Raw genomic sequence first — 19,533 nt, forward strand, 5'->3', positions numbered from 1 at the left:
CGGCAGGCAGGCAGCCGACGCCCGGTCAGCGGCTGGTGCACTCCCCCGCGGACACGGGCTGGGCGTAGCCCGGCGCGGCCTGCACCAGCGGCGCGAGCTCCGCGGCCGAGAGGGCGTAGCCGATCGGCTGGTCGCCGGTGGTCTTCGCGAAGATGACCCCGACGGCGCGGCCCTCGGTATCCAGCAGCGGTCCGCCGGAATTGCCCTGCTGCACGTTGGCGGCGAGGGTGTAGACCTGCACCGGCCTGGGGTCGGCGCCGTAGATGTCACGGACGATGATGTCGGACAGTGCCTCCACGCCGGCGCCCTGGAGGCGGAACGGGCCGCCGGCCGGATAGCCGGCAAAGGCGGCGGTGTCGCCGCGGGCGAGGTCGGTGCCGAGCGGAATGGGATCCGCCGACAAGCCGTCCACGGCAAGCACCGCGAGGTCGCGGGCGGCATCGAAGTGGACCACACGTGCCGGCAGCGCTCCGCCGGAAAGCAGCTGCACCACCGGTTCGTCCACGCCGGCCACCACATGCGCGTTGGTCACCACGCGTTCGTCGGACACCACAAACCCGCTGCCGGTCTGGTTCTGCCCGCATTGGAAGGCCGTGCCGGTGATCTTCAGGACCGAGGCCGAGGCGCTGCGCAGCCCCTCGGTGTCCGGGATGCCGGCCGGAACCTCCACCTGCTGCGGGGCGGCGCTGTCCAGGATGGTGGGCAGCCCGTCCGAGAGGGTGAACGAGCGCAGCTGCGCGGTCCACCGGTCCACCGGCTCGGGCGTGAGGCGGTCAATGGTGCCCAGCACACGGGATGAGGCGATCTGTTGGGAGACCGCAGGCATGCCCAGGGTGGTCAGGCTGAAGGCCAGGATGGACATCACCAGCGCGGCGACGCCCAGGTTCAGCACCCCGCCGAGCGCACGGTCCAGCCCCCGCAGGGGGCGGAAGCTCAGCCAGCGGCGCAGCCCGGATCCCAGGGCGGCTCCGGCGGCGTGGCCGCCGATGACCAGCACCACGGCCACCGCGAGGACCACGACCATGCGCCAGGTCGGATCCGGCACCCAGGCCGAGACGAACGGGACCGCGAAGAACGCGGCCACTCCGCCGGCGAGGAACCCCAGCAGCCCGCCCAGCGTCACCATCAGGCCCCTGCGCAGCCCGGCCACCAGGTAGGAGAGCAGCAGCAGGAGCAGGATGATGTCGAGGACGGTCAGGTCGAGCACAAACAGCTCCAATGGGGGTCTGCCGCGGCCGATCGGGTTCCGGCCGATGATCCACGAGTCTATCCCGGCCCTCCCCCGCTTCCGCAGCCGCCGGCCCGGCCCGGCAGGGCATCGCAGGGCCGCGCCACGGGCCTGGGCGGCGGCCGGAGGCTCGTCACTGCGCGGTTTTCTCATCCAATGGCGAACATGGCCGGTGCAGGTGTGACATCGACCCCAGGTGCGGCAAGATAATAGAAGAGACAACTATTTACAGGAGATTTCATGGATATCGAGGTACTGCGCCGCGCGCCGTTGTTCGCCTCACTGGGAGACGATGTCTTCGCCGCTCTGACCGAGGAGCTGACCGAAGTCGACCTCTCCCGCGGGGCTTCGGTCTTCCGCGAGGGGGACCAGGGCGACCAGCTGTATTTCATCGTGTCCGGAAAGATCAAGCTGGGCCGCACCTCCCCCGACGGCCGCGAGAACCTGCTGGCCATCCTGGGCCCCGGTGAGCTCTTCGGCGAAATGGCCCTGTTCGACCCGAGCCCGCGCAACGCCACGGCGACGGCGGTCTCCGAGACCCGCCTCGCCGGCCTGCGTCACGAGAACCTGCGCCAGCTGCTGCAGTCCCGCCCCGAGGTGTCGGTGCAGCTGCTGCAGGCCCTGGCCCGCCGGCTCCGCCGCACCAACGAGTCCCTCGCGGACCTGGTGTTCTCCGACGTTCCCGGCCGCGTGGCCAAGGCCCTGCTGGACCTGGCCGACCGGTTCGGCCGCCCGGCCACCGACGGCATCCTCGTGGCGCACGAACTCACGCAGGAGGAGCTGGCCCAGCTGGTCGGCGCCTCGCGTGAGACCGTGAACAAGGCCCTGGCCGAGTTCGTGCAGCGCGGCTGGCTGCGACTGGAAGCACGCGCCGTCGTCATCCTCGACGTGCAGCGGCTGCGCCAGCGCTCGCGCTGATCTTTCCGACACCGATGTGAGATCCGGCCTTATGCGCCGGACGCGGTGACGGCGGCGGGCCCGGACTTCGGTCCGGGCCCGCCGCCGTTAACGATGCCGCGGCCGGTAGAGGCGGCCCCAGGGGTCCGCAGGCTCAGCGTTCCCGGCGGCCTGCGTCCTCGCTGCGCGGGGCGCGGACCGCCAGCCTCAGCTCGCCGTCCACCTCCACCAGCTCCGGCCGGAACGGCTCGGGGGCCCGGCGCTTGGACAGATAGGCGATGCAGCTGCGCGAGGCGGCGATCTTCTCCAGCATCAGGCCGACGGCGGGCACGGTCAGCTCGCCCAGGGTGCGGCCCTGCGTCTCGGGCCGGCCGATCTCGTCGCCCAGCGCCGATGTGCCGGCCCCGGCGACCACGTCGGCGGCCGCCACCCAGCGGCCCCAGACACCCTTGCCCTCCAGCAGCGAAGCCTCCTGGCCCATGGGTGCGACCGCGGCGAAGTAGCGGGTCTCGAAGCGGCGCAGGGCGAAGTCCGGGCTCTGCCAGTAGGACAGCGGCCGCAGCAGGTCGGTGCGCAGGCCCAGGCCCCGGCGGTTCAGCAGGTCCAGGAAGTTCGCGTCCCGGGAGGCGATGGCCGTGCGGGCGGCCATCCAGTCGGGCCCGCCGTTGCCCTCCAGCAGGGAGGAGCCGTCCCGGCCCGCCAGCAGGATGCCGGTTTCCTCGAACAGCTCGCGGATCGCGGCCACCACGTGGCGCCGTGCGGTGTGGTGGTCCTCCAGCCCCATGGTGCGCGCCCACTGGGCCGGTTCCGGCCCGAACCACCCCACGGCGTCGTCGTCGCCGGCCTCAACGCTTCCGCCGGGGAAGGCGACCCGCCCCAGCGGAGACTCCCCCGGCCGGTAGGCCAGATACGTCAGCGGCCCCTGCGGCGAGTCACGCACCAGGACCACGGACGAGGCCGGCCGCGGCCGGCGCGGCGCGCGGTCCGGATCCTCTAACCAGCTCTCCGCAGCTCCGCGCTGATCGGGCGCGACGGGAAAGAGCCGAACGGCTGAATTAGACAAACTCGGCGGTCACTTCCACTTCCACCGGCGCGTCCAGCGGCAGGACCGCGACGCCGACGGCGGAGCGGGCGTGCGCTCCGGCCTCGCCGAACACGCTGCCGAGCAGTTCGGACGCGCCGTTGATGACCGCGGGCTGGCCGGTAAAGGACGGATCGGAGGAGACGAATCCGGTGACCTTCACGATCCGGGTGATCCGGTCCAGGTCGCCGATCCGGTCCTTGATCGCGGCGAGAGCGTTGATCGCGCACAGGGCCGCGAGGTCCTTCGCCTGCTCCGGGGAGACCGAAGCGCCCACCTTGCCGGTGGCCGGCAGGGCCCCGTCAACGAAGGGCAGCTGCCCGGAGGTAAACACATGGCTGCCGCTCACGACCGCGGGAACGTAGGCGGCCACCGGAGCCGCGACGCCGGGCAGGCTATGGCCCAGCTCCTGCAGGCGGGCCTCGACCGCGGACACGGCTCCCGTTAGTTCGCTCACGCCGACTTTTCCCGCTTCATGTAGGCCACCGAGCCGGTGCCGTTGGGGGCCGGCGCGATCTGCACCAGCTCCCACCCCTCGTCACCGTGCATGTTCAGCACCTGGCCCGGAGTGTGAAGGGGCAGCGGAGTGATGAAGTATTCCCATTTGCTCATAGCTGACAGGGTAACGCGTGCTTGTAGACTGGGGCGCATGGCCTCACGCAAATCCCCGTTTTTCGACACGGCGACGACGCTCGGAAAGCTGGTTGCCTTCTTCGGTGTCAGCGCCCTGTGCGGCGTCCTTGCCGCCGGTCTCATGGTGCCCGTGGCGGCGGCTGCCGGCACCGCCGCCTCCGGTTCGCTGCAGTTCTTCGACCAGCTTCCGGCCGAACTGGAACGCGGGGCGCTCGCCCAGCCGTCCAAGATCTACGCGAACGACGGCGCGCTGATCGCCACCCTGTACGAGGAGAACCGCCAGCCGGTGACCCTGGACCAGGTGTCGGAAAACATGGTCGACGCCATCCTCGCGATCGAGGATGACCGGTTCTACGAGCACGGCGGGGTGGACCTGCAGGGCATCGCCTCGGCACTGGTGTCCAATGCCACAAGCGACACCAGCCGCGGCGCCTCCACCATCACGATGCAGTACGTGAACAACGTGATCATCGATACCGCCCGTCAGAACGGTGAGGACTACGTCCTCAGCGGCAACAAGACCGTGGGCGACAAGCTGCGTGAGATCAAGCTTGCCATCGCCGTCGAGAAGGAGCTGAGCAAGGAGGAAATCCTTGAAGGCTACTTCAACATCGTGCCGTTCAGCGGCACCACGTACGGCGTGCAGGCAGCGGCCCGCTACTTCTACAACGTCGACGCCAAGGACCTGAACGTCCAGCAGTCGGCCATGCTGGCCGGCCTGGTGAACGGGCCCACGTACTACAGCCCCGAGGCCTACCCGGAGCGGGCCATCGAGCGACGGAACCTGGTGCTGGGCGCCATGCTGGACAAGGGCCGGATCGACCAGGCCGAATACGACGCCGCGGTCGCCTCCGAGTTGGGGATCACCCCCACGCCGGTGCCCAGCAACTGCGTGGGCGCCGCGCAGGCCCCCTACTTCTGCGACTACGTTCAGGCGCTGATCGAGAACGACGAGAACTTCGGGGCGACCCGTGAGGAGCGCCGGAAGCTGCTGCTCCGCGGCGGCCTGACGATCAACACCACCCTGAACTCCAACATCCAGGCGGCTGCCCAGGAGGCCATCAACGAGACCGCCAACCCGGACACCACCGACGGCGAGATCGGCCATGCCATGGTCTCCGTGGAACCGGGAACGGGCAACATCCTGATGATGGCGCAGAACACGCGCTACAACCCGGATACGAATGTCCAGGGCAACTCGGTGCAGAACTTCAACGTTGACGTCAACCAGAACGGTGACCCGAACAAGCCGCTGAACGGCCTGGGCGGTTTCCAGCCCGGCTCCACCTACAAGCCTTTCACCGTGGCAGCCTGGCTGGATGCGGGCAAGACCCTGAACACCTCGCTGGACGGACGCAAGCGGACCTACCCGCCGGGACACACGTGGAATGCCAGCTGCCTGCCGGGCGGCCGGTATGTCACGCCCGAGGCGTGGACGCCCATCAACTACGGCGACACCAACTACAAGACCACCACCGTGCTGGATGGCCTGGCGAACTCGCTGAACACCATCACGCTCGCCGAGATCAACCAGCTGGACCTCTGCTCCTTCCAGCAGCTGGCCTTCCAGGCGGGCATCCACAACGGCAAGGGTGCGGACGGTGAGCGGCAGATGCTGTCCGTGGATCCGCCCTCGACCTTCGGCGGCGGCGGCGACGCCTCGCCGCTGTCCATGGCCACCGGCTTCGCCACCCTGGCCGCCGAGGGCCTGAAGTGCGAGCCGCGTGCCCTGACCTCGGTCACCGCTGCCGACGGCCGGGAGTTCCCGGTGCCGGAGCAGCAGTGCGAGCAGGTCATGAAGAAGGAGGTCGCGCAGGGCGTCAACTACGCCACCCAGCGCGTGATGACCAACGGCTCCGGTTACAACCTGCAGATCGGCGTTCCGGTCGGAGGCAAGACCGGTACCAACGATGAGCGGTCCCAGACCTGGTTCATGGGATACACGACCGGCATGTCCACCGCTTCCTGGATCGGTAACTGGAAGGCCAACAACACCACCATGAGCGACAAGCTCATCGGCGGCCGTGTCTACCCCGAGATCGACGGCTCGCTGATCGCCGGGCCGTCCTGGAAGAACTTCATGCAGCGCATCCCGGGTCAGTATGAGGCCAACGCCTTCAACAACCCTCCGGGCAGCGTCATCGGCCAGGTGGCCCAGCCCCGCCCCGCGCCCAACAACAACAACAACAACAACAACAATGACAACAACAACGGCGGGGGCGGAAACAACAACAACGGCGGCGGCAACAACAACGGCGGCGGGAACAACAACGGCGGCGGAAACGGCGGCGGAGGGAACAACGGCGGCGGCGGAGACGGCGGAGACGATTGAGTTTGACGGCTGAGGCCACCCGTTCCGCCCTTCGTTCCGCCACCCGTACCGCCGCCTGGACCGCCGGCAGCCTGCTCGGAGCAGGCGCGGCCGCCTTTGCCTACGGTTCGCTGGTAGAGCGAAACCTGTTCGGCGTCCGGTCGGAAACCGTTGCAGTGCTTCCCCCGGACGCCGCACCGCTGCGGGTGCTCCATCTCTCGGACATCCACTTCGTGCCCGGCCAGGCGGCGAAGGTCCGCTGGCTGCAGTCGCTGGCGGACCTTGAGCCGGACCTCGTGGTCAACACCGGCGACAACCTGAGCCATCTTGAGGCGGTCCCGCCGCTGCTCGAGGCCCTGGAACCGCTGATGCGGTTCCCCGGCGTGTTCGTCCCCGGGTCCAACGACTACTACGCGCCCATGCTGAAGAACCCGTTCACCTATTTCACGGGCCCGTCCAAGGTGACGCGCCAGCCGAAGGACCTGCCCTGGGAGGACCTGTTCCTGGCCTTCGGGCGGGCCGGCTGGCTGGATCTGACCAACCGCAGCCTGTCGATGGTGCTGGGCAAGACCCGGGTGGACTTCTCCGGCGTCGACGACCCGCATCTGTCCAGGGACCGGCATGTCGGCTTCCCGGCCGGCAGCTCGACGTCGGGCCGGTCCCGGCACCTGCGCGTGGGAGTGGCGCACGCGCCCTACCAGCGGGTCCTGGACCGTTTCACCGACGACGGCGCGGACCTGATTCTGGCCGGGCACACGCACGGCGGCCAGGTCTGCATCCCCGGTTACGGAGCCCTGGTGAGCAACTGTGACCTGCCGACCTGGCGGGCCAGCGGCCTGACCATGTGGGAGCACCGTGGCCGCGAGGTGCCGTTGAACGTTTCGGCCGGCATCGGCACCTCCCGCTTCGCGCCGGTCCGGTTCGCCTGCCGCCCCGAGGCCGTGCTGCTGACCCTGGAGCCCCGCAGCGTCGAGGCCGCCACGGCCTGATCGGTCCATGCCGCAGGAGTCCCGGGACGGGTCCGCGCAGATTCCGCCGGGGAAGCCGCGTCGGATGCTTCCGAAAAAGCGCCGGAACCCGCCCTGGGCCACAGGATGTGGCCTAGGATGATCCGGTACCTGCTGCACCCCGGAGCGTGCGGCGCCTTGCAATGAAGGGGTTTCATGCCCGCGCAGACGACTTTGTGGCAATCGCTTGGACGTCTGTACCCTCATCTCAAACCGATCCTGCCCCGCCTGCTGTTAGGCCTGCTCTGCGCCCTGGGGGCCAGCCTGATGGCGCTGGCCATCCCGCAGGTGCTGCGGGTGCTCATCAACTCCTACCTGGAGCCGGGCGGCAGCGTGCCCGCCCTCTGGGCCGCGGCCGGGATCGTCCTGCTGCTCGGCGCCCTGGAGGCCGCGTTCGTCGCCATGCGCCGCTATCTGGTGATCGCCCCGGCGGCGACCGTGGAGAACCGGATGCGGCGGGGTTTCTACCGCCACCTGCAGGACCTCTCGGTCGAGTTCCATGACCGGTGGGGCAGCGGCCAGCTGCTGTCCCGCTCCATGAGCGACCTGAACCTGCTGCGCCGCTGGATGGCCTTCGGGGCCATCATGCTGGTCGTGACCTCGCTGACGGTCCTCATCGGCGTCACGGTCATGTTCTTCACCAGCTGGCAGCTGGCCCTGGTGTTCCTCGCCGCCGCGGTGCCGATCATCTTCTACGGCTTCCGTTTCCGCCGCTTCTACGGCCGGGTCACCCGGCGCAGCCAGGACCAGGCCGGTGACCTCGCCACCACCGTCGAGGAATCCGTGCACGGGATCCGGGTGCTGAAGGCCTTCGGGCGCAGCCGTGAGGCGCTGGACGGGTTCGAGGAACAGGCCCAGGAACTGCGGGAAACCGAGATCGAGCGGGCCGGTTCGCTGGCCCGGTTTTCGCTGGTCGTCACGCTGCTTCCGGAGGCGGCCCTCGCCGTCGGGCTGGTCCTGGGCATCTTCCTGGCGGCCGACGGCGCGCTGAGCATCGGCGGGCTGGTCGCCTTCTTCGCCACCGCTTCGGTGGTGGCCGGCCCGGTCGAATCGGTCGGCATGCTGCTGTCGATGACGCTGACGGCGAAGACCGCGATCGACCGGCACTACGAAGTCATGGATGCGCGCAGGACCGTTACCGACCCGGAGCACCCGGCGGACGCGGACGCCGTGCGCGGCGAACTGGCGTTCGACCAGGTGCACTTCGCGTATCCGGACGCGGACGCCGGGAAGGGCGGCGCCCGCCGCGACCTGCTCGACGGCGTCAACCTCACCCTGCGGGCCGGAGAGACGATGGCGCTGGTCGGGGTCACCGGCAGCGGCAAGTCGACGCTCCTGCAGCTGGTGCCCCGGCTTTACGACGTCACTTCCGGCGCCGTCCGGATCGACGGCATCGATGTGCGCCACCTGCGCCTGGCCGACCTGCGCCGGATCACCGCCGTCGCGTTTGAGGATACGACCCTGTTCTCCAGCTCGGTGCGGGAGAACGTGCTGCTCGGAGCCGACCCGTCGGACGAGGCGGACGGTGACCGGCTGCTCGCCGAGGCGCTCGACGTCGCGCAGGCCGGGTTCGCCTACTCCCTGCCGGACGGGGTGGACACGCTCATCGGTGAGGAGGGGCTGAGCCTCTCCGGCGGGCAGCGCCAGCGCATCGCCCTGGCCCGTGCGATTGCCGCCCGGCCCAAGGTCCTGGTGCTGGATGATCCCCTCTCGGCGTTGGACGTGCAGACCGAGGAGCTGGTGGAGACCCGGCTGCGGGAAGTGCTGGCCGACACCACTACCCTGGTCGTGGCGCACCGGCCCTCCACCGTGGCCCTGGCGGACCGGGTTGCCCTGTTGGAGGACGGGCGGATCACCGCCGTCGGAACTCACGCCGAGCTGCTGGCTTCCAGCGCGCACTACCGCTATGTGATCGCCAGCCTGCCCGAGGAACCGGCGGATCTCGACACCGCGCTGGCCGACGCCGAGCAGGGAGGGGTCAGCCTGTGAGCCGCGTACGCTTCCGGCCGGCCCGCCCCTCCGCTGGAGCCGTGCCCGTGGGCACCGCCGGGGAGGACGCCGTCGAGCTCACCCGGGGGCAGAACCAGGCCGTCCGCCGGCGGTCGCTGGCCCTGCTTGGCTCACTGCTGCGCCCGCGGCGTGCCCGGTTCCTGTTCACCATCACCCTGGTGGTGCTGTCCCAGGCGGCGCGGGTGGCCGGCCCGGCCATCATTGCCTTCGGCATCGATCACGCCCTGCCTGCGCTGCAGGCCGGCGCCCGGCTGCCCCTGCTCGGTGCCGGCGCCGCATATCTGACCGCCGCGATCCTGGCCGGGGTCCTGACCGCCGGTTACGTGGCTGCCACGGCGGCGCTCAGCCAGGCGATGCTGCTGGACCTGCGGCTGCGGGTGTTCCGCCACACGCAGCGGCTGAGCCTCGAGTTCCATGAGAAGTACACATCGGGGCGCATCATTTCCCGGCAGACCTCGGATCTGGAGGCGCTGCGGGAGCTGCTCGATTCCGGCATCAGTTCCCTCGCCTCCGGCGCCATGTACATGCTCTTCACGGCAGTGAGCATCTTCCTGCTGGACTGGCAGACCGGCCTGCTGCTGCTGGCCGCGTTCGTGCCCATGTACCTGCTCACCCGCTGGTACCAGAAGCGTTCCGCGATCGCGTACCGGGGCCAGCGGGTGGCCAGCGCGGCATTGATCGTGCACTTCATCGAGACCATGACCGGCATCCGCGCCGTGAAGGCCTTCCGGCGCGAGCGCGCCAACGCCGAGCGCAACGACGAGCTGACCGAGGACTACCGGCTGGCGACCATGCGCTCGATCAACCTCAACGGCGTCTTCCAGCCCGGCCTGGTGCTGATCGGCAACGTGATGGTCGCCGTCGTCCTGCTGGCCGGCGGGTTCCGGGTGCTCGACGGCGGGCTGGAGGTGGGTGCGCTGCTGGCCCTGCTGCTGTACTCCAAGCGGTTCTTCCAGCCGGTGGACCAGATGGCGATGTTCTACAACTCCTTCCAGTCCGCCTCCGCGGCGCTGGAGAAGGTCTCCGGGCTGCTGGAGGAGGTGCCCACTGTGCGGCCGCCGAAACACCCCGTGCCGCTGCCCCATGCCGCGGGAGAGGTCCGGTTCGACGGCGTCGAGTTCCGCTACGGGGACGGACCGGTGGTGCTGCCCCGCATGGACCTGCAGGTGCCGGCCGGCCAGACCGTGGCGCTGGTCGGCGCCACCGGGGCCGGCAAGTCCACCCTCGCCAAGCTGATCGCCCGGTTCTACGACCCCTCCGAAGGAGCCGTGCAGCTGGACGGCGTGGACCTGCGCAGCCTGTCCCAGCGCGACCTGCGGCGCGCCGTCGTCATGGTCACCCAGGAGGCGTTCCTCTTCTCCGGTTCGGTGGCGGAGAACATCGCGCTCGGCCGTCCCGACGCCACCCGGGAGGAGATCGTGCGGGCGGCCCAGGCGGTGGGCGCGCATGAGTTCATTGAGGCGCTGCCCGAAGGCTACGACACCGACGTCAACAAGCGCGGCGGACGGGTCTCCGCCGGCCAGCGCCAGCTGATCAGCTTCGCCCGTGCCTTCCTGGCCGACCCGGCGGTGCTGATCCTGGACGAGGCCACCAGTTCCCTGGACATCCCCAGCGAACGGCAGGTGCAGCAGGGCCTGCAGACCCTGCTCGGCAACCGCACGGCGCTGATCATCGCGCACCGCCTGTCCACCGTGGAGATCGCGGACCGGGTGCTGGTGCTCGACGGCGGCCGGGTGGTGGAGGACGGAACGCCGGCGGACCTGATCCGCGGCGAGGGCAGGTACGCCGCCCTGCAGGCCGCCTGGCAGGACTCCCTGGTGTAGGCGGAGCCGGGCAGGCCCGGACCGGACTGCGCCGTGCCGCGCTGTGACGCAGGGCACGGCGTCCGGTTTCGCGTTCGGCGGCGGCATCGGCTATATTTGTAAAGTTGCTTCGGCGGGCCGACAAGGCGCAGGAGGCAACTGCCACGGGGTGTGGCGCAGCTTGGTAGCGCGCGTCGTTCGGGACGACGAGGTCGCAGGTTCAAATCCTGTCACCCCGACCAGGATCAAGGATCCGCTGGAAACAGCGGGTCCTTTCTTGTTTTCCCAGCCACCCCCTGACAGCTTTTCCCCCGGGAATGGGCTAGGGTGCCGGCATGCCCACCATCGTCTCCGCGCCCGGCGATCTCGTCGTCGCCACCGTCGACGGAATCGACGTCCGTTTCGGCGCCCTGAACATTGGTGAGCTGCCGCCCGGCCTGGAGCGGTACGGTCCGGGACTGACCGTGAGCCTGTACGGGGTGCGGGGGCCGGAAACGATGCGACGGGACAACGCCTTCATGAAGGCCCTGTACGCCTGGGCCGAGACCCGCCACGATTCCGATTCCGAGACCAGGGACCCGCCGCAGATGCCCGGAGCAGCGGTGCTTGGCCGCCTGAAGGCGCAGATCACCGACGACGTCGGCACCCGGTACCGATGGGTCGGCAGTCGGGCGGCGGGAACCGGAACCGACTGGGAGGGCAGCTCGTCCTTTATCCCCGAGCCGCCGCCCGACGCCGCCGCCCTGGTCCTGGCCTTCACCCTGGACGGCGCGGCGACCGGCAGGGAGATCAGGATGCGGCTCAGCGAAGGCTGAGCCTTCCGGTTCCGTTCCCCGGCTGCAGGCCGCCGCCGTCCTCCTGCCTGATCACCGTTTCCGGGTGGTGACGGTCCAAACACCGCGGTACGGTGAGGCACAAGCAGCCGCCGCCTCTCAGCCGAGGAGCCTCCCATGGCCGTCCGCGTCGATCTGAACATTTCCCTGGACGGGTTTGCGACCACCACAGACCAGACCCCCGAGGAACCCTTCGGCCGGGACTGGGGCCGGCTGGTCGACGCCTACGTCGCCACCCGTACGTTCCGGACCCGGGTGCTGGGGGAAGACGGCGGTGAAGGAACCACCGGCGTCGACGACGCCTACGCCCGTGCCTACTTCGAGAACATCGGCGCGGAAATCATGGGCGCAGGAATGTTCGGGCTGCACAACTTTCCCGACGATCCGGATTGGCGCGGCTGGTGGGGCGACGAGCCGCCGTTCCATGTCCCGGTCTTCGTGCTCACGCACTCCCCCCGGCCGCCGCTGGAGATGGCCGGCGGAACCCGCTTCGAATTCCTGTCCGCCTCCCCGCAGGAGGCCCTGGAGCTGGCCGCCGAGGCGGCCGGGGACCGCGACGTGCGGATCGGCGGCGGCGCCGACACCGTGCGGCAGTTCCTCACCGCCGGGCTGGTGGACCGCCTGCACGTCGGCATCGCCCCGATCCTGCTGGACCGCGGCACCCGGCTGTGGGAGAACCTGCGGGAGCTGGAGGCAGGCTACGAGGTATCCGGCGAAGTCGCCGAAAGCGGCACCGTACACCTCACCTTTGCCCGCTGACCGCCCGGCGCAGCCCCTCCCCTATCCGAAGCGGCGTCCGGTCAGCCGCTCGAAGGCCTCCACGTAGCGGGCACGCGTCCGCTCCACCACCTCGTCCGGCAGCGGCGGCGGAGGCGTATCCGAGCCCCGGTCCCATCCCGATTCGGGCGAGGTGAGCCAGTCCCGCACGTACTGCTTGTCAAAGGAGGCCTGCGCCTGGCCGGGCCGGTACATCTCCGCGTCCCAGAACCGGGAGGAATCCGGGGTCAGCACCTCGTCGCCCAGAGTGACCGCCCCGGTGGCGGGATCGGCGCCGAACTCCACCTTGGTGTCGGCGAGGATGATGCCGCGTTCCCGGGCAATGCGCTCCGCCGTGGTGTAGATGTCCAGGGTCAGCGAGCGCAGCGTCTCCGCGGTCTGCGCGCCGACCGTGTCCACGACGGCGTCGTAGGTAATGTTCTCGTCGTGTTCGCCCTGCTCGGCCTTGGCCGACGGCGTGAAGATCGCCGGCTCCAGCCGCGAACCGTCCACCAGCCCGCCGGGCAGCGGCACCCCGCACACGGTGGCATCGGCGCGGTACTCGGCCAGGCCCGAGCCGGTCAGGTAACCGCGGGCAATGCACTCCACCGGATACATGTCGAGCTTTTTGCAGATCATGGCCCGTCCGGCCACCTCGGCGGGCACGCCGTCGTCGGCGCTGATGACGTGGTTGGGCACGCCGGCGAGCTGATCGAACCACCACAGGCTCAGCTGGGTGAGGATCCGTCCTTTGTCCGGAATCGGGGTGGGCAGGATGTGGTCGTAGGCGCTGATCCGGTCGGTGGCGACCACCAGCACCCGGTCGGTGACCGCCTGGTCCTCGGGGACGTACAGTTCGCGGACCTTGCCGGAATAGACGTGCCGCCAGCCGGGCAGCTGCGCGGGTGCGGGCAGGTTCAGGCTCATGCGTCGGCTCCGTCCGTGCCGGCGGCCGCTGAGGTTCCGGGCACGCTGATCTCGCCGCGCTCGGCCCGCAGGGCAATGTCGGTGCGGTGCTGCGAGCCCTCCAGGCCGATCCGTTCCACCCCGGCGTAGGCGCGGGCACGGGCCTCGGCGAGCCCCTCCCCGAGGCCGACGACGGCGAGCACCCGCCCGCCGGCCGAGACCACTTCGCCGTCCTGCTCCCGGGTGCCGGCGTGCAGCACGTGCACGCCCTCCAGCAGCTCCGCCTCGGGCAGGCCGAGGATCGGATCCCCGGTGCGCGGCGCGTCGGGGTAGTTTTCGGCGGCGACGACGACGGCGACGGCGGTCCGCGGATCCCACCGCAGCTGTTCCGCGGCGTCGAGGGAGCCCTTGGCCGCGGCGAGCAGCAGACCGCCGAGCGGAGTCTTCAGCCGTGCCAGCACGGCCTGGGTCTCCGGGTCACCGAAACGGGCGTTGAACTCGATCACGCGCAGGCCGCGGGAGGTCAGGGCCAGCCCGCAGTAGAGCACCCCGGTGAAGGGGATGCCGCGGGCGGCCATCTCGTCAATGGTCGGCTGTGCCACGCGGGCCATGACGTCCTCGACGAGGTTCTCCGGAACCCATTCCAGCGGCGAGTAGGCGCCCATGCCGCCGGTGTTGGGGCCGGCGTCGCCGTCGAAGATGCGCTTGAAGTCCTGGGCCGGCGCCAGCGGGACCGCGTGCCGGCCGTCGGAGAGGACGAACAGGGAGACCTCGGGGCCGTCGAGGAACTCCTCGATGACCACGGTGCCGCCGGCCTCGAAGCAGGCCTGGGCATGGGCGAGGGCCTCGTCCCGGTCGCTGGTCACCACCACGCCCTTGCCGGCGGCCAGGCCGTCGTCCTTGACCACATAGGGGGCACCGAACATGTCCAGGCCCTCTTCGGCTTCGGCGCGGTTGGCTGCCACGTGCGCCATGGCGGTGGGCACGCCGGCGGCGGCCATCACCTGCTTGGCAAAGGACTTCGATGCCTCCAGCCGGGCGGCCTCCTTCGAGGGTCCGAACACCGGAATGCCGGCGGCGGCGAGTGCGTCCGCCACGCCGGCAGCCAGCGGGGCCTCCGGTCCGACGACCACGAGGTCCGCGTCCAGCCGGCGGGCCAGCAGCGTGACGGCGGCGGGGTCCGAGGCGTCGATCGGGTGGACCGGGACGACGGCGGCGATGCCGGCGTTGCCGGGCGCCGCGTGGACTTCTTCAACGTAGGGGTCGGCCAGCAGGGCCCGGACAATGGCGTGTTCGCGGCCACCGGGGCCGACAACGAGAACCTTCACAGTGAGCCAGCCTACTAACCGCCGGGCGGGCGCTGAAAGCCGCCTGCGTAGATGACGTTCCCCCGGCCGCGTAGCCCGCCTGTGCTCCCCCGCCGCGGCCGGCCGGCGCTTCGGCCGGGTCCGCGTCCCGGAGCATCCGTCGATCCTCCGTAGACTGGCATTATGGCAGCTACCTTCACCGCGTCCGACGCCGTCGAGCTTGCCGTTGTGGAACGCAGCGGCTTCATTGAATCCCGCCACGTCGGCTCCGCCGTCGTGATGGCCGGCGACGGGACCGTGGTGACGCAGCTGGGCGACATCACCTCGCCGATCTTCCCCCGCTCCACCCTGAAGCCGTTCCAGGCGATCGCCGCCATGCGCTCCGGCGTTCCGCTGCGCGGCCCGCAGGTGGCCCTGGCCGCAGCCAGCCACGTGGGCGCCCGCGAGCACCAGGACGTCGTCGAGTCCATGCTGACCGCCGCCGGCGTGACGGAGGAGCACCTGCAGTGCCCGGCCGACTGGCCGCAGGACGAGGCGATGCGGTTCGAACTGATCCGTTCCGGGCAGGGCAAGCGCCGCATCAGCTTCAACTGCTCCGGCAAGCACGCCGCCTTCCTGTGGGCCTGCACCGAAAACAACTGGAACCACGCCACCTACCTTGAGCGCAGCCACCCGCTGCAGCAGCAGGTCGGCGCCGTCATCGAAGAGTTCTGCGGCGAGCCCGTGGCGCACTGGGCCGTGGACGGCTGCGGCGCCCCGCTGGCCGCCGTGTCCCTGACCGGCCTGGCCCGCGGCATCGGCCGGCTGGCCAAGGCGCCCTCCGCGAAGGAGGGCGACGCCCGCGCCGCGACGGTCGCCACCGCCATGCTGGACTACCCGTGGGCGGTGCACGGCCACGGCCGGGAGAACACGGTGGTGATGGAGGAGCTGGGCGTCATCGCCAAGAACGGTGCGGAGGGAGTGCTGGTGCTCGGCACGCCCACCGGGGTGTCGGTGGCGTTGAAGATGCTGGACGGCAACACCCGCGCAGCCACCCTGGTGGGCCTGACCCTGCTGGCCGCCACCGGCGTCGTCGACCCCGAAGCCACGGTACGGGCGCTCGAACAGGTGGTGCCGCCGGTACTCGGCGGCGGCCAGCCGGTCGGCCAGCTGCGCCTGGGCGCCCCGGTCGCGTCGGTGCTGGACGAGGCCCTGCTGGGCTGAGGACCGGACAGACATGGCACGACGGCGGATCAGCCCCGAAGACGGCCGCGCGGCCCTCGCCGCAGCCGGACCCGACGCACCCCGGGCCACGAAGGCCATGGCCGTGCGCTACACCTTGGAGGAACTGGCCGAGCGGGTGCCGGGCAACAGCGTGGAGGTGCGGGTGCCGCCGTTCGGCGTCACGCAGTGCGTGCCGGGGCCCCGGCACACCCGCGGCACTCCCCCGAACGTCGTGGAGACCGACGCCGCCACCTGGCTGGAGCTGGTGACCGGCCGGTCCACCTGGGCGGAAGCCACCGCGGCCGGCAAGGTGTCGGCGTCCGGCCTTCGGGCGGACCTCACCGAGTGGCTGCCGCTCTTCCCCGGCGCCTGAGCCGGACATCGGCGGCGTGAGGAGGGGCCGCTCCGCCGCCGGCGGAAACGTCCCCGGGCGTCTCTACCCCCGGTAGAATTTCCTCCATGAGTTCCCCCCAGCCCGGCCCCGAGCGCCGCGAGATCACGATCCGCCGCGCCCCCAAGTACGCTCCGTTCCTTGCCCTCGGCGCCCTGCTGGGCTTCCTCGCGGCCCTGGTGGTGGCCTACACGGGCCCGGCGCACCCGGACTACACCCGGGAGGCGGCGCTGGGCCTGTTCACCATCCTGTTCGCGCTGATCGGCGTCGGCCTGGCCGCGCTGGCGGTGCTGCTGATGGACCGGATCAGTGTCCGCCGCACCCGCCGGGCCGTCGTCGAGGCGGAGGCCGACGACGCCGCGGAGGGTTCCGGCCCGACTGCGCCGTAACGCTGGCGCACGGGGGCGTCCCGGCACCCCCTGCCGTGAGAGAATGCTCGCATGGCACGCGGTGACGGTACGCTTTCCCATGACCTGCTTCCCGGAGAAAAAGGACCCCAAGACGCCTGTGGCGTCTTCGGTGTCTGGGCCCCCGGGGAGGAAGTCGCCAAACTGACCTATTACGGGCTGTATGCGCTGCAGCACCGTGGACAGGAGTCCGCGGGCATCGCCACCAGTGACGGCAACAGGATCAGCGTCTACAAGGACATGGGCCTGGTGTCCCAGGTCTTTGACGAATCCACGCTGAACACCCTCCAGGGGCACATCGCCATCGGCCACTGCCGCTACTCCACCACGGGCGGCTCGCACTGGGCCAACGCCCAGCCCACCCTGGGCGCCACCTCCGAGGGCACGGTCGCCCTGGCCCACAACGGCAACCTGACCAACTCCGCCGAGCTCTACGAACGGATCCTCGAGCGCGAAGGCCGCCCGCGGCAGGGCGAAATCGCGCAGGGCAACACCTCCGACACCGCGCTCGTCACCGCACTGCTCAACGGCAGCGACGGACGGAGCCTGGAGCAGACCGCCCTGGACCTGCTGCCGACCCTGCGCGGAGCGTTCTCCTTCGTCTTCATGGACGAGCACACCCTGTACGCCGCCCGCGACACCTACGGGGTGCGGCCGCTGGTCCTGGGCCGGCTCGAGCGCGGCTGGGTGGTCGCCTCCGAGCAGGCCGCGCTGGCCACGGTGGGCGCCAGCTTCATCCGGGAGATCAAGCCCGGCGAGTTCATTGCGATCGACGAAACGGGCGTGCGCTCCCAGAGCTTCGCCCCCGCGACGCCGGCGGGCTGCGTGTTCGAATACGTCTACCTCGCCCGCCCGGATGCCAGCATTTCCGGGCGCTCGGTCTACGAATCCCGGGTCGAGATGGGCCGCCAGCTGGCCCGCGAGAACACCCACGACGCCGACATCGTCATTCCGGTGCCCGAGTCCGGCACCCCCGCTGCCGTGGGCTACGCCGAGGAATCCGGCATTCCGTTTGCGCACGGCTTCGTCAAGAACGCCTACGTGGGCCGCACCTTCATCCAGCCCAGCCAGACGCTGCGGCAGCTGGGCATCAAGCTCAAGCTCAACGCCCTGGAGTCGGTGATCCGCGGTAAGCGCGTGGTGGTGGTGGACGATTCGATCGTGCGCGGCAACACCCAGCGGGCGATTGTGCGGATGCTGCGCGAGGTGGGCGCCGCCGAGGTCCACGTGAAGATCTCCTCCCCGCCGGTCAAGTGGCCCTGCTTCTACGGCATCGACTTCGCCTCCCGCGCCGAGCTGATCGCCAACGGCGCGGACACCGAGGAGATCTGCACCTCGATCGGCGCCGACTCGCTGGCCTACATCTCCGAGGAGGGGATGATCGGCGCCACCGAGCAGCCGCGCGAACGCCTGTGCACCGCCTGCTTCACCGGCAGCTACCCGATTCCCCTTCCGTCCGCGGACCGGCTCGGCAAGAACCTGCTCGAATCGGCCGGCGGCTGCAGCCCGGCCGCGCAGGCCGCCGGTTCCAACGGCTGCGATCCCGGCCCGGACAGTGAACTTGAACCCCTCGTCACCGCATCCGACAAGAAAGAATCCGTATGAGCGAGAACGCCATCACCTATGCCTCCGCCGGCGTCGACGTTGAAGCGGGAGACCGCGCCGTGGAGCTGATGAAGGCGGCCGTCAAGGCCACGCACAATGACCAGGTCCTCGGCGGGGTCGGCGGATTCGCGGGACTGTATGACGTCTCCCGGCTGCTCACCTACCGGAAGCCGCTGCTGGCCACCTCCACCGACGGGGTCGGCACGAAGGTGGCCATCGCCCAGGCCATGGACATCCACGACACCATCGGCTTCGACCTGGTCGGCATGGTCGTCGACGACATCGTGGTGGTGGGCGCCGAGCCCCTGTTCATGACCGACTACATCGCCTGCGGCAAGGTCGTTCCCGAGCGGATCGCGGGCATCGTGCGCGGCATCGCGGCAGCCTGCGAGGTGGCCGGCACCGCGCTGGTCGGCGGAGAGACCGCCGAGCATCCCGGACTGCTCGGCGAGCATGAGTACGACGTCGCCGGCGCCGCCACCGGCGTCGTCGAAGCTGATCAGCTCCTGGGCCCGGAGCGGGTCCGCGAGGGTGACGTGGTCATTGCGATGGCCTCCTCCGGTCTGCATTCCAACGGCTATTCGCTGGTCCGCCGCGTCGTCAACCATGCCGGCTGGCAGCTGGAGCGGCAGGTCTCCGAACTCGGCCGCACCCTGGGCGAGGAGCTGCTGGAACCGACCCGCGTATATGCGGCCGACTGCCTGGACCTGGCCCGGCACGAGCCCGCCGGGGTGCACGGCTTCAGCCACGTCACCGGAGGCGGGCTCGCCGCCAACCTGGCACGGGTGCTGCCCAAGGGCCTGCAGGCCACCGTGGACCGCTCCACCTGGGAGCTGCCGCCGATCTTCCGACTGGTCAGCGAACTCGGAAACGTGCCGCTGCCGGACCTGGAGCGAACCCTGAACCTGGGCGTGGGCATGGTCGCGATCGTCGACGCCGGCGGAGCCGATGCGGCCCTGGCCCGCCTCGCCGCACGTGGCGTTCCGGCCTGGGTCATGGGCACCGTGGGAGCCGCGGAAGCCGCACCCGGGCCCGACCCCGACTATGTGCAGGGAGCCAAGGGCGTGGACGGCGGCGCCGTCAGGCTCGTCGGCCGCTACGCGGGCCAGCGGGGCTAAGCCTCAGCAGCGTTCGGAAGGCGGGGATCCACCGGGTT

General features: G+C 70.4%; 18 protein-coding genes and 1 tRNA gene. 13 read left to right on the forward strand and 6 right to left on the reverse strand.

Annotation, left to right across the window (positions count from 1 at the left end):
* Positions 1-25: 25 nt before the first annotated feature.
* A complete protein-coding gene (locus AC5RV6_RS03150) occupies positions 26-1,207 on the reverse strand; it encodes a MarP family serine protease (RefSeq protein ID WP_494005818.1) in 1,182 nt (393 codons plus the stop codon).
* A gap of 261 nt (positions 1,208-1,468) precedes the next feature.
* Here AC5RV6_RS03150 and AC5RV6_RS03155 point away from each other — a divergent pair, with 261 nt between their 5' ends.
* The gene (locus AC5RV6_RS03155) at positions 1,469-2,146 is read left to right on the forward strand and encodes a Crp/Fnr family transcriptional regulator (protein ID WP_494005819.1); all 678 of its coding nucleotides are present in this window, start codon (positions 1,469-1,471) and stop codon (positions 2,144-2,146) included.
* 133 nt (positions 2,147-2,279) lie between these two features.
* Here AC5RV6_RS03155 and AC5RV6_RS03160 read toward each other — a convergent pair whose 3' ends face one another.
* Genes AC5RV6_RS03160 through sp36 form a run of 3 tightly spaced genes read right to left on the reverse strand, consistent with a single transcriptional unit; the run spans position 2,280 to position 3,818 of the window.
* Entirely contained in the window at positions 2,280-3,188 is a 909-nt protein-coding gene (locus tag AC5RV6_RS03160; protein WP_494005820.1) for an NUDIX hydrolase, read from the reverse strand.
* On the reverse strand, positions 3,181-3,663 hold the full coding sequence (locus AC5RV6_RS03165; RefSeq protein ID WP_494005821.1) for a RidA family protein: 483 nt from the start codon (positions 3,661-3,663) through the stop codon (positions 3,181-3,183). Before AC5RV6_RS03165 ends, AC5RV6_RS03160 begins: the two co-directional genes overlap by 8 nt.
* Positions 3,660-3,818 carry a Sp36 family protein gene (gene sp36, locus AC5RV6_RS03170; protein WP_494005822.1) on the reverse strand — a complete coding sequence of 53 codons (159 nt, stop codon included), beginning with the start codon at positions 3,816-3,818 and terminating at the stop codon, positions 3,660-3,662. The genes AC5RV6_RS03165 and sp36 overlap by 4 nt, the downstream gene beginning before the upstream one ends.
* A gap of 37 nt (positions 3,819-3,855) precedes the next feature.
* On the opposite strand from sp36, the gene AC5RV6_RS03175 reads away from it, so the two are divergent.
* The 7 genes from AC5RV6_RS03175 to AC5RV6_RS03205 all read left to right on the forward strand — a co-directional run bounded on the left by AC5RV6_RS03175 (position 3,856) and on the right by AC5RV6_RS03205 (position 12,561).
* Positions 3,856-6,171: a transglycosylase domain-containing protein gene (locus AC5RV6_RS03175; protein WP_494005823.1), complete on the forward strand. Its 2,316-nt coding sequence runs from the start codon at positions 3,856-3,858 to the stop codon at positions 6,169-6,171.
* A 2-nt stretch (positions 6,172-6,173) separates the two neighbouring features.
* Complete coding sequence (locus tag AC5RV6_RS03180) at positions 6,174-7,139, forward strand: metallophosphoesterase (RefSeq protein ID WP_494006618.1); 966 nt, start codon at positions 6,174-6,176, stop codon at positions 7,137-7,139.
* A gap of 174 nt (positions 7,140-7,313) precedes the next feature.
* The gene (locus AC5RV6_RS03185; protein WP_494005824.1) at positions 7,314-9,146 is read left to right on the forward strand and encodes an ABC transporter ATP-binding protein; all 1,833 of its coding nucleotides are present in this window, start codon (positions 7,314-7,316) and stop codon (positions 9,144-9,146) included.
* On the forward strand, positions 9,143-10,990 hold the full coding sequence (locus tag AC5RV6_RS03190) for an ABC transporter ATP-binding protein (RefSeq protein WP_494005825.1): 1,848 nt from the start codon (positions 9,143-9,145) through the stop codon (positions 10,988-10,990). Before AC5RV6_RS03185 ends, AC5RV6_RS03190 begins: the two co-directional genes overlap by 4 nt.
* 144 nt (positions 10,991-11,134) lie before the next feature.
* Positions 11,135-11,211 (forward strand) — tRNA-Pro (locus AC5RV6_RS03195).
* A 93-nt stretch (positions 11,212-11,304) separates the two neighbouring features.
* Positions 11,305-11,784 (forward strand): hypothetical protein, encoded by a 480-nt coding sequence (locus AC5RV6_RS03200; protein ID WP_494005826.1) that lies wholly within the window; start codon positions 11,305-11,307, stop codon positions 11,782-11,784.
* Positions 11,785-11,919: 135 nt separating this feature from the next.
* The gene (locus AC5RV6_RS03205) at positions 11,920-12,561 is read left to right on the forward strand and encodes a dihydrofolate reductase family protein (protein WP_494005827.1); all 642 of its coding nucleotides are present in this window, start codon (positions 11,920-11,922) and stop codon (positions 12,559-12,561) included.
* A gap of 21 nt (positions 12,562-12,582) precedes the next feature.
* On the opposite strand, the gene AC5RV6_RS03210 is transcribed toward AC5RV6_RS03205, so the two are convergent.
* Positions 12,583-13,485 carry a phosphoribosylaminoimidazolesuccinocarboxamide synthase gene (locus tag AC5RV6_RS03210; protein WP_494005828.1) on the reverse strand — a complete coding sequence of 301 codons (903 nt, stop codon included), beginning with the start codon at positions 13,483-13,485 and terminating at the stop codon, positions 12,583-12,585.
* Positions 13,482-14,792, reverse strand: a complete 1,311-nt coding sequence (gene purD, locus AC5RV6_RS03215; RefSeq protein ID WP_494005829.1) for a phosphoribosylamine--glycine ligase — start codon at positions 14,790-14,792, stop codon at positions 13,482-13,484. Before purD ends, AC5RV6_RS03210 begins: the two co-directional genes overlap by 4 nt.
* A gap of 162 nt (positions 14,793-14,954) precedes the next feature.
* Between purD and AC5RV6_RS03220 the strand changes: the two genes are divergently transcribed.
* From AC5RV6_RS03220 to purM, 5 genes are all read left to right on the forward strand, one after another.
* Positions 14,955-15,974, forward strand: a complete 1,020-nt coding sequence (locus AC5RV6_RS03220) for an asparaginase (protein ID WP_494005830.1) — start codon at positions 14,955-14,957, stop codon at positions 15,972-15,974.
* 13 nt (positions 15,975-15,987) lie between these two features.
* Positions 15,988-16,347, forward strand: coding sequence for a sterol carrier family protein (locus tag AC5RV6_RS03225; protein WP_494005831.1), 360 nt, complete (start codon positions 15,988-15,990; stop codon positions 16,345-16,347).
* An 86-nt stretch (positions 16,348-16,433) separates the two neighbouring features.
* Positions 16,434-16,754 carry a hypothetical protein gene (locus tag AC5RV6_RS03230; protein WP_494005832.1) on the forward strand — a complete coding sequence of 107 codons (321 nt, stop codon included), beginning with the start codon at positions 16,434-16,436 and terminating at the stop codon, positions 16,752-16,754.
* A 51-nt stretch (positions 16,755-16,805) separates the two neighbouring features.
* A complete protein-coding gene (gene purF, locus AC5RV6_RS03235) occupies positions 16,806-18,377 on the forward strand; it encodes an amidophosphoribosyltransferase (protein ID WP_494005833.1) in 1,572 nt (523 codons plus the stop codon).
* Positions 18,374-19,495 carry a phosphoribosylformylglycinamidine cyclo-ligase gene (purM, locus tag AC5RV6_RS03240; protein WP_494005834.1) on the forward strand — a complete coding sequence of 374 codons (1,122 nt, stop codon included), beginning with the start codon at positions 18,374-18,376 and terminating at the stop codon, positions 19,493-19,495. Before purF ends, purM begins: the two co-directional genes overlap by 4 nt.
* Positions 19,496-19,533 lie beyond the last annotated feature (38 nt).

The organism is Arthrobacter saudimassiliensis (assembly GCF_059090665.1).

Bases quoted from the DNA above. Each gene is read 5' to 3' on its own strand.
- AC5RV6_RS03155 (WP_494005819.1), top strand. From the start codon at position 1,469: ATGGATATCGAGGTACTGCGCCGCGCGCCGTTGTTCGCCTCACTGGGA.
- sp36 (WP_494005822.1), bottom strand. From the start codon at position 3,818: ATGAGCAAATGGGAATACTTCATCACTCCGCTGCCCCTTCACACTCCG.
- AC5RV6_RS03175 (WP_494005823.1), top strand. From the start codon at position 3,856: ATGGCCTCACGCAAATCCCCGTTTTTCGACACGGCGACGACGCTCGGA.
- AC5RV6_RS03185 (WP_494005824.1), top strand. From the start codon at position 7,314: ATGCCCGCGCAGACGACTTTGTGGCAATCGCTTGGACGTCTGTACCCT.
- AC5RV6_RS03200 (WP_494005826.1), top strand. From the start codon at position 11,305: ATGCCCACCATCGTCTCCGCGCCCGGCGATCTCGTCGTCGCCACCGTC.
- AC5RV6_RS03205 (WP_494005827.1), top strand. From the start codon at position 11,920: ATGGCCGTCCGCGTCGATCTGAACATTTCCCTGGACGGGTTTGCGACC.
- AC5RV6_RS03210 (WP_494005828.1), bottom strand. From the start codon at position 13,485: ATGAGCCTGAACCTGCCCGCACCCGCGCAGCTGCCCGGCTGGCGGCAC.
- AC5RV6_RS03220 (WP_494005830.1), top strand. From the start codon at position 14,955: ATGGCAGCTACCTTCACCGCGTCCGACGCCGTCGAGCTTGCCGTTGTG.
- AC5RV6_RS03225 (WP_494005831.1), top strand. From the start codon at position 15,988: ATGGCACGACGGCGGATCAGCCCCGAAGACGGCCGCGCGGCCCTCGCC.
- AC5RV6_RS03230 (WP_494005832.1), top strand. From the start codon at position 16,434: ATGAGTTCCCCCCAGCCCGGCCCCGAGCGCCGCGAGATCACGATCCGC.
- purF (WP_494005833.1), top strand. From the start codon at position 16,806: ATGGCACGCGGTGACGGTACGCTTTCCCATGACCTGCTTCCCGGAGAA.
- purM (WP_494005834.1), top strand. From the start codon at position 18,374: ATGAGCGAGAACGCCATCACCTATGCCTCCGCCGGCGTCGACGTTGAA.